This window comes from Staphylococcus sp. CoH_129_LAB_1, from assembly GCF_058191515.1.
Map to the genome: position 1 here is coordinate 1 of NZ_JBXWKZ010000017.1, position 8,840 is coordinate 8,840.

6 protein-coding genes and 2 pseudogenes are annotated in these 8,840 nt (G+C 30.2%); 3 read left to right on the top strand and 5 right to left on the bottom strand.

Features of this window, described 5'->3' with window-relative positions; all coding sequences use genetic code 11:
- The first annotated feature begins 65 nt into the window (after positions 1-65).
- Together AC2FB1_RS06520 and AC2FB1_RS06525 are read left to right on the top strand one after the other, a co-directional pair.
- Entirely contained in the window at positions 66-233 is a 168-nt protein-coding gene (locus AC2FB1_RS06520) for a hypothetical protein (RefSeq protein WP_490674469.1), read from the top strand.
- Positions 217-931: pseudogene (locus AC2FB1_RS06525) on the top strand (transposase); the annotation flags it as partial. The gene AC2FB1_RS06520 and the pseudogene AC2FB1_RS06525, both read left to right, overlap by 17 nt.
- Here the strand turns inward: AC2FB1_RS06525 and tyrS are convergent.
- A complete protein-coding gene (gene tyrS, locus AC2FB1_RS06530) occupies positions 912-2,174 on the bottom strand; it encodes a tyrosine--tRNA ligase (protein WP_490674470.1) in 1,263 nt (420 codons plus the stop codon). The pseudogene AC2FB1_RS06525 and the gene tyrS sit on opposite strands and share 20 nt — an antisense overlap.
- A gap of 344 nt (positions 2,175-2,518) precedes the next feature.
- Here tyrS and AC2FB1_RS06535 point away from each other — a divergent pair, with 344 nt between their 5' ends.
- Positions 2,519-3,406, top strand: a complete 888-nt coding sequence (locus AC2FB1_RS06535; RefSeq protein ID WP_490674471.1) for a transglycosylase domain-containing protein — start codon at positions 2,519-2,521, stop codon at positions 3,404-3,406.
- 127 nt (positions 3,407-3,533) lie between these two features.
- On the opposite strand, the gene AC2FB1_RS06540 is transcribed toward AC2FB1_RS06535, so the two are convergent.
- From AC2FB1_RS06540 to AC2FB1_RS06555, 4 genes and pseudogenes are all read right to left on the bottom strand, one after another.
- Entirely contained in the window at positions 3,534-5,201 is a 1,668-nt protein-coding gene (locus tag AC2FB1_RS06540) for a formate--tetrahydrofolate ligase (RefSeq protein WP_490674472.1), read from the bottom strand.
- Positions 5,202-5,607: 406 nt separating this feature from the next.
- Positions 5,608-6,591, bottom strand: coding sequence for a catabolite control protein A (gene ccpA / locus AC2FB1_RS06545; protein WP_490674473.1), 984 nt, complete (start codon positions 6,589-6,591; stop codon positions 5,608-5,610).
- 240 nt (positions 6,592-6,831) lie between these two features.
- Positions 6,832-7,923: a bifunctional 3-deoxy-7-phosphoheptulonate synthase/chorismate mutase gene (locus tag AC2FB1_RS06550; RefSeq protein WP_490674474.1), complete on the bottom strand. Its 1,092-nt coding sequence runs from the start codon at positions 7,921-7,923 to the stop codon at positions 6,832-6,834.
- 222 nt (positions 7,924-8,145) lie between these two features.
- Positions 8,146-8,840 (bottom strand): annotated as a pseudogene (locus tag AC2FB1_RS06555) (hypothetical protein); the annotation flags it as partial.

Here is an 8,840-nt window from a genome sequence, read left to right on the forward strand (position 1 = left end):
TCGTATAATTTAATAAATATCACTAAACTAAATTAACGAGGTGCCTTATGTATAAAGATTAAAACATGACTCAACTTCCTCTACCAATGGAAACGTCAATTCTTATACCCACAAATGATATTTCACGACAAGCAAATGATATTGTAGAAACCATTCCTAAGACTAAATTCGATGAATTCAGACATCATCGTGGGGCAACATCATACTATCCGAAAATACAGTCATTTACCTGAATATATTGTAGGTGACGCAGATTATGGTAGCGAACCCAATTATATGGCAATTATAGATGATTTTAATCGGACACCGCTTATAACCTACGGTATGTTTATAAAAGATAAAACTAAAAAATATAAAGGTGACATCTTTAACACTTAAAATTGGGATTACGACGAAATTAACGATGAATACATTTGTCCAAACAATAAGCGACTCGGTTTTAAAAGATACGCCTGTCGTCATGATAAATATGGATTTAAGAGAGACTTCAAATTATATGAATATAATGATTGTTCAAAATGTCCTCTGAAACACCAATACATGAAATTCAATTCAAAAATGAATAAAAAATTATAATTGGGAATATTTAAAGCCCAAATTAATAAAAGCTTTCAGAACCAAAAACTATATACAGTCAAAAAAATGATGTGGAGCCTGTTTTTGGATTTATGAAGGCTTTTTTAGGTTTCATTCGAATTCCGTTCGAGGGATAAATAAAGCCAAAAGAGAACTAGGATTTGTGCTAATGGCACTTAATATGAGAAAAGTAACAGCTCAATGAGCTAAAAATAATCAAAAAAATTTATAAAAAAGACAATTTCTATATTATTTCAATAGAAATTGCCTTTTTCACTTATCCAGAAACTTTATGTCCCGGACTCTTTTTCAATGTATTCATTTCATATTAACGATTATTTGTAATTTACCATGAAGTATTTTTTCTTACCGCGACGAATAATTGTAAATTCATTGTCAAATTTATCTTCATCTGTTAAGTCATAATCAACAGATTGTTCTCTTTCACCATTAATATAGATAGCTCCATTATTTACATCTTCTCTTGCTTGACGTTTTGAAGAAGCAATTCCAGATTCAATTAAAACATCAATAATGTTAGTTGTCGCTTTAGACACTTCAACTTGTGGTACTTCTTTAAAACCTGCTTTAATATCTTTACTTGATAAAGATTTTAAATCTCCTTTAAATAATGCCTCTGAAATTCTAATTGCATCATCAAGTGCTTCTTTACCATGTATAAATTCCGTTACATTTTCAGCAAGTGCTTTCTGAGCTTCACGTAAATGTGGTGATTCATCTCTAGATTGTTCAAGTCGATCGATTTCTTCTTTACTTAGGAAAGTAAAATATTTTAAAAATTTAATTACATCTTCATCAGATTGATTAATCCAAAATTGATAAAATTCATACGGTGTTGTTTTTTCAGCATCTAACCAAACAGCTCCAGATTCTGATTTACCAAACTTTTTACCATCAGACTTTGTAACTAAAGGAATAGTTAAACCATAAGCCTCTGTTTGACCATACATACGTCTCATCAACTCAATACCACTTGTAATATTACCCCATTGATCAGAACCACCAACTTGAATTTTACAATTAAGTTCACGATTTAAGTGTCCAAAGTCAATAGCTTGTAAAATAGTGTACGTAAATTCTGTATAAGAAATTCCATTTTCCAAACGTGATTGAATTGAGTCTTTACCTAACATATAATTGACGCCTACATGTTTACCATAATCACGTAAGAAGCTAATTAACGAGATTTGACTTAACCAATCTTTATTATTAACTAATACAGCTCCTTTATCTGTGTCAAATTCAAATAATTTATGCATTTGAGCACTTAAGCCTTCAACATTTTTTGCTACTTGATCTTCGGTTTGTAATACACGTTCTTCGGATTTACCAGATGGGTCTCCAATCATACCAGTTCCCCCACCAATAAGCACTATTGGACGATGACCATGTTCTTGGAAACGACGTAATGTCATAAATGGTAATAAGTGACCAATATGTAAACTATCGGCAGTTGGATCTGCGCCACAATACAATGTTACTTGCTCTTTATTTAATAAATCTTCAATACCTTGTTCATCAGTTTGTTGATAAATTAAACCTCTCCATTGTAATTCTTCAAGTAATGCATTTGACATATTTATATCCTCCTGTAAATTATTTTTATTAAATAAAAAAGCACCCTCACAAAAAATGTAAGGGCGCTTATGCACGTTACCACCATACTTAACAATTCAATTAGAATTGTTCACTCTATTAATGATACGCTCACTAATAAACGTTGAATAACTAGGTATGAGGTGTATTCATACATAAATAAATGTTAGTTCACAGCATCCACTAACTCTCTGATAAGTTACTTATATATTACTTCTCCTCTTATTCAATACATATTGAATTGATAATAATTATAAAAAAACCTCTTCTAAAAGTCAAATATACTAAATATGATATACTGTATTTAAATTTTAGGAGGTCTACCATGAAATTAATATTTAAAGATTTTCAATTTAAAATTTTTGAAAAATACTATAAATTTGTTAAACATATTATGGTAGGTCTTTTAAGTATCATGCTTTTAGGTTCTATACTTATTATTCTTGGAACTGTCTTGTATTTTCATCATCTCACTCAAGAAGCTTCAAATATAAGTGATGCTGAATTAAAACGTCGTGTAATTCACTTTTCAGGTGATGAGATTTTAAATCATAATAATAATATTTTAACTGAGTATGATCATTCTCAAAACTCTCTCATTGTTGGTCCAAAACATGTAAGTTCAAATGTTATCAAAGCATTAACGTCTTCCGAAGACACATTATTCTTTAAACATGATGGAATTTTACCAAAAGCGTTAATAAGAGCAATGATACAAGATGTTTTAAGTTTAGATTCTCGTTCTGGCGGAAGTACGATTACACAACAATTAATAAAGAATCAAGTCTTAACTAATAAAAAGACATATAGTCGTAAGGCAAATGAAATTATACTGGCGATGCGTCTTGAAAAGATATTGTCTAAAAATGAAATTATTTATACATATTTAAATATTGTTCCGTTTGGTCGTGATTATAATGGTGCAAATATAACTGGAATTGCCTCTGCTTCATATAGTTTGTTTGGTGTTCCTCCATCCAAGTTAAATGTTGCACAATCTGCTTATCTTGTTGGCTTATTGCAAAGCCCATATATGTATACACCTTATAAAGATAATGGTGATTTAAAGCCTTATAGCGAAGTTAAAATTAGTATAGACCGTCAACATTATGTATTAAAACGAATGTTAGTCGAAGGTGTAATCAATAAAAAGACATATCAACAAGCAAAACAATATGCTATATATGATCAATTATTAACTAAGCCCCAATGAACCAATTAATATTCTATATAGTTTAAACATGTTACAAGTTTTTTACTAATTAAATGACGAAGTTTGTCAGTTAAGAAAAAAACGTTTGAGACAATCAAAGTCGCAAACGTTTTTTCTTTAATCTAAATTAGAACAATCCTACTGCATGACCATCATCCGTAACATCCATATTTAACGCTGCTGGTTTTTTAGGTAATCCAGGCATTGTCATAATGGCACCTGTCAATGCAACAATAAACCCAGCACCTGTTTTAGCTTCTAATTCTCTGATAGTTATATCAAAATCAGTTGGTGCACCTAAAGCAGTTGCATCATCACTAAATGAGTATTGTGTTTTTGCCATACAAATTGGATATTTACCCCATCCATTGTCGGTAAATTCTTTTAATTGTTTTTTAGCTTTTTTACTGAATGTTACTGAAGAACCACCATAAATTTCTTTTACAATTGTTTCAATTTTGTCTTCTAATGATTGATCTAAATCATACAAGAATTTAAATTCTTGTGGTTGATCGATAACTTCAAGAACTTGGTTAGCTAGATCTACGCCACCTTTACCACCTTTCTCCCATACTTCTGTTAAAGCAATTCGCACATTATTTTTTTTAGCCCAAGATTTAACTGCTTCAGTTTCGGCTTCAGTGTCATTTACAAATGCATTTAAAGCAACAACAGGTTCTACTCCAAATTTTCTAATATTATTAACATGACGCTCTAAATTAACAATACCGGATTTAACTGCTTCAACATTTTCTTCTTTTAGACTATCTTTGGCAACACCACCGTGCATTTTTAATGCACGAACAGTAGCTACTAAAACAACTGCAGAAGGTTCAAAGCCCGCTTCACGTGCTTTAATGTCAATAAATTTTTCAGCACCTAAATCTGAACCAAAACCTGCCTCAGTAACAACAATATCTGCTAAATCACGTGCAGTTTCAGTTGCTAAAATTGAGTTACAACCATGAGCAATATTTGCAAATGGTCCACCATGTACAAGTGCTGGTGTTCCTTCAATAGTTTGTACTAAATTAGGTTTAATCGCATCTTTAAGTATCATTGCAAGCGCGCCTTCTACTTTCAAGTCTGCAACAGTAATTGGTTTACGTTCACGAGTATAACCAATTGTAATACGGCTAATTTTTTCTTTTAAATCATTAATATTACGAGCTAAACATAAAATCGCCATTATTTCAGATGCTACAGTGATATTGAAACCATCCTCACGTGGAACACCATTAGTTGGTCCACCTAACCCAACGATAACATTACGTAATGCTCGATCATTCATATCAAGTACACGTTTCCATTCAACACGACGTACATCAATTGCTAAATCATTACCTTGGTGAATATGATTGTCTATAAATGCTGATAATGCATTATTCGCTGTTGTAATAGCATGGAAATCCCCGTTAAAGTGTAAATTAATATCTTCCATAGGTAAAACCTGTGCGTATCCCCCACCAGTAGCGCCACCTTTAATACCAAAAGTTGGACCTAGAGCAGGTTCACGTAAAGCGACCATAACATTTTTGTTTAATTCATTTAAAGCATCAGCTAAGCCCACTGTTACTGTTGATTTACCTTCACCAGCTGGTGTAGGACTCATTGCAGTCACTAAGACAACTTTACCCTTTTCTCCCTTTGATTGAATTTGATTGATATTAATTTTAGCTTTATAATGTCCATATTGCTCTAAAGCATTTTCAGGTATACCTGCTTTTTTTGCAATATCTCCAATTGGTTTTAATTCTGATTGATTAGCAATATCTAAATCTGATAAATGTGCCAAATTATTTCAACCCCTCGTTTAAAATAAATTTTATGTAATAAGATATTTAGAAATAAATACCCAAATCACCTTACAACTTAATAATAACTAACAAATAAATATATGTCGAATAATTGACAGCGTTTACAAATAATTTATAAATTATATAAGTTTACATAATTAAATTATAATAATCCATTCAAAAAATAAGAGTGGATTAGAATTCATTTTGATTAGGTCTTCTCTTCTGCCCCTTTCCCCAACTTGCGTTGTTCGTCGATTTTCTTTTAAAAAATCTCTTTGTTGAGGCCCCGCTAATATTAAAAAAATTTTGGTAGTGTATTTTTAAATTAGTCATCATCTGTCAATATATTAAAAATACCTGGAACAGCTCATCATGTCCCAGGTTTATGATATTCATATTAATTTATTTAGTAGTATTTCGATATTCAATTCTGTGTGGCAAGATTACATTAGGTTCTTCAATATCTTCTTCATTCATATATTTAGTAAGAAGACGCATACCTACTGCTCCGATGTCATATAATGGTTGAATGACACTAGATAGTTTAGGGCGAACCATTTCTACTAAGCGTGTATTATTAAAACTAACAATTTGTAGTTCTTCTGGAACTTTTATTCCAGCATCAAGAGCACTATGCAAAATACCAATTGCTTGTTCATCATTAATAGATAGTATAGCATCTGGTAAATTATTTTTTAATTCTTTAAAGACGTTCACTCCATCTTTGTAGCTTTCAGAGCCTGATAATTCTACAGTATTATTTAATTTTAATTGATGTTGGATTAAAACATCTTTTAAACCACTTAGTACATCCTCTTGAGCCTTTTTAGAATAATCTCCACTTACAAGTACAAAATCTTTTGCGCCTGTTTTGATAAGGTGTTCTGTAACTTCTCTAGCAGCTTTAGCAAAATCGATATTAACAGATGCGATATTATCATCTTTACCATTTGTTCCAGATACCACTACAGGAACTGAAGAATGATTAATTAAATCTTTAATTTCATCAGAAATTGTACCACCTAAAAAGATAATGCCATCTACTTGTTTACTTAACAAGTTATTAAAAATTTCTTTTTCTGGATCATTATCTGAATTAGAAATAATAGAGTGATACTTATACATTGTTGCAATATCTTCAATACCTCTAGCAAGTTGAGAATAATAAATATTAGATATATCAGGTATAATAACGCCTACTGTAGTTGTACGTTTACTAGCTAGTCCCCTTGCAACTGCATTTGGTCTATAATTTAGTTTTTTAATAACGTCATTTACTTTTTTACGTGTTTCTGGTTTTACATTTTGATTGCCATTAACTACCCGTGATACAGTTGCCATAGATACACGGGCTTCCCTAGCTACATCATATATAGTTACAGTCATAATTTCCTCCTTGTAAGCGTTTTATTTATTATTATAACGTGCTTTCATTTCATTTTCAAAGTTTATCATAAATTAGTAAAGTGTCAAATATATAAGACTTATATTCACAATTATGTCAAATTTTAGTTATTAAATTTAATAATAAATAAAGTAAAACTATTCATCTTAACTTAAAAAGAACAATATAGAAATAAAATTTTTCTATATTGTTCTATAGTTTATTAGAATATACTTCTTTTACTATTTAAGTTGTTTAGAATTGTACATTTCAGCTAATGGCTTTAATTCATTATAAAATTTGTCAAATTCATTTAAATCCATTTGTTGTCCACTATCACTTAAAGCAACTGATGGATCTGGATGTACTTCCGCCATTACTCCATCTGCACCAACTGCAAGCGCTGCTTTTGCAGTTGGTAACATAATATCTTTACGTCCTGTACTATGAGTAACATCAACCATTACTGGTAAATGAGTACCTTGTTTTAAGATAGGTACAGCAGAAATATCGAGTGTATTACGCGTTGCTTTTTCATATGTACGAATACCACGTTCACATAGGATAATATTTTTATTACCTTGAGAAGCAATGTATTCAGCTGCAAATGTAAATTCTTCAATAGTAGCTGATAAACCACGTTTTAATAAGATTGGTTTATTAGTACGTCCTGCTTCTTTAAGCAATTCAAAATTTTGCATATTTCTTGCACCAATTTGAAAGACATCTAAGTAGTCATCAGCAATTTCGAAATCAGCTGGATTTACGATTTCACTAACAACGTTAAGATTAAATTTATCTTTAACATTTTTTAATATTTTTAACCCTTCAATTCCTAATCCTTGGAAATCATATGGTGATGTTCTTGGTTTAAACGCACCGCCTCTAATGAATTTTTCACCTTTGGCTTGTAAATCACGAGCTACTGCATCAACTTGTTCTTGAGATTCAACAGAACAAGGGCCAAATACAAATGATTTATTTCCATCCCCAATAATTCCACCATTATCAAATTTAACAATTGTATCTTCTGGTTTTAATTTTCTTGAAACATATAAGTGTTTTTCATTTTCCGATTTTTGTAAATCAGTAGACGCTTTAAAGATTTCTTTAAATAATTGCTTAATTACGTTATCGTTAAATGGCCCATTATTTCGATCCATTAATTCATTAATCATTTCTTTTTCTCGTTGAGGATCATAAACTTTAGTACCTTGTTTAATTTTTTCTTCTCCTATTTTTTGAGCTAATTCCCCTCTTTTTGATAATAAGTCAAGAATTTGATTATTAATTGAAATTATCTCTTCTCTATATTGTTCTAACTTTGCAGACATTCATAATCACCTCAATAAATTTTACTATACTTAATTATATTACTTTAAAGCGGTAAAATAATTGTATTTAGATAGTATTCTAACAATTACATTAAAAATGTTCAACTATAATCAGAATAAATTTTCAAACATTTCTGAATTGTTAAAATTAATATAATTTATAATACTATATAAAGAACTAAAAGAGCAATGTAAATTATTACACTGCTCTTTTAAAGAATATTAATCATTAAATGTACGTTTTTCTATTTTTCTATTTGTCTTTTCAGCTCTTTGGTGTTGCTTAGGTGTTTTATTTTTATTTTTATGCTTTTGATTATTATCTCTATTTTTCTGTTTATTATTATTTTTATGCTTTTGATTATTATCTCTATTTTTCTGTTTATTATTATTTTTATGCTTTTGATTATTATCTCTATTTTTCTGTTTATTATTATTTTTTTGATTTGATTTTGTTTGGGATGGTTGGTGAGTAATAGCTCCCTTTTCAAAATTAGCTTCTTGATGAGTTTGTTTATTTTTTATTTTTTCTTCATCTTTATTAAATGATTTATTATTTTTAGTTATTAAATTAGGTACTTTACTATAGTTTGAAGATGATATTGGTGACTCTTCAAATAATTTTTGAGTTTTATTAGCTACTTCTTTATTATCTTTTAACTTAGATTGCTTAGTTCTCGCAGCTGATGCAATTTTAGAAGCTTGTGACTCATTTTCGTTGTGTTGAGCTTGATGACTTACAGTTGGATTAGATAAATGATTTGTTGCTGATTCATTTTGGATTGCTCGGCGTTGTGCTTCAAGTGCTTCTGTTTCTTCCTGTTTTTTATCTTTTGCTACTGTTTCTTTTTTTGCTTCTTGGATTTCTTGTGCTTGTGGTGATTCATCCGCTAAGTTATTTGAAGTCTCTGATTGGA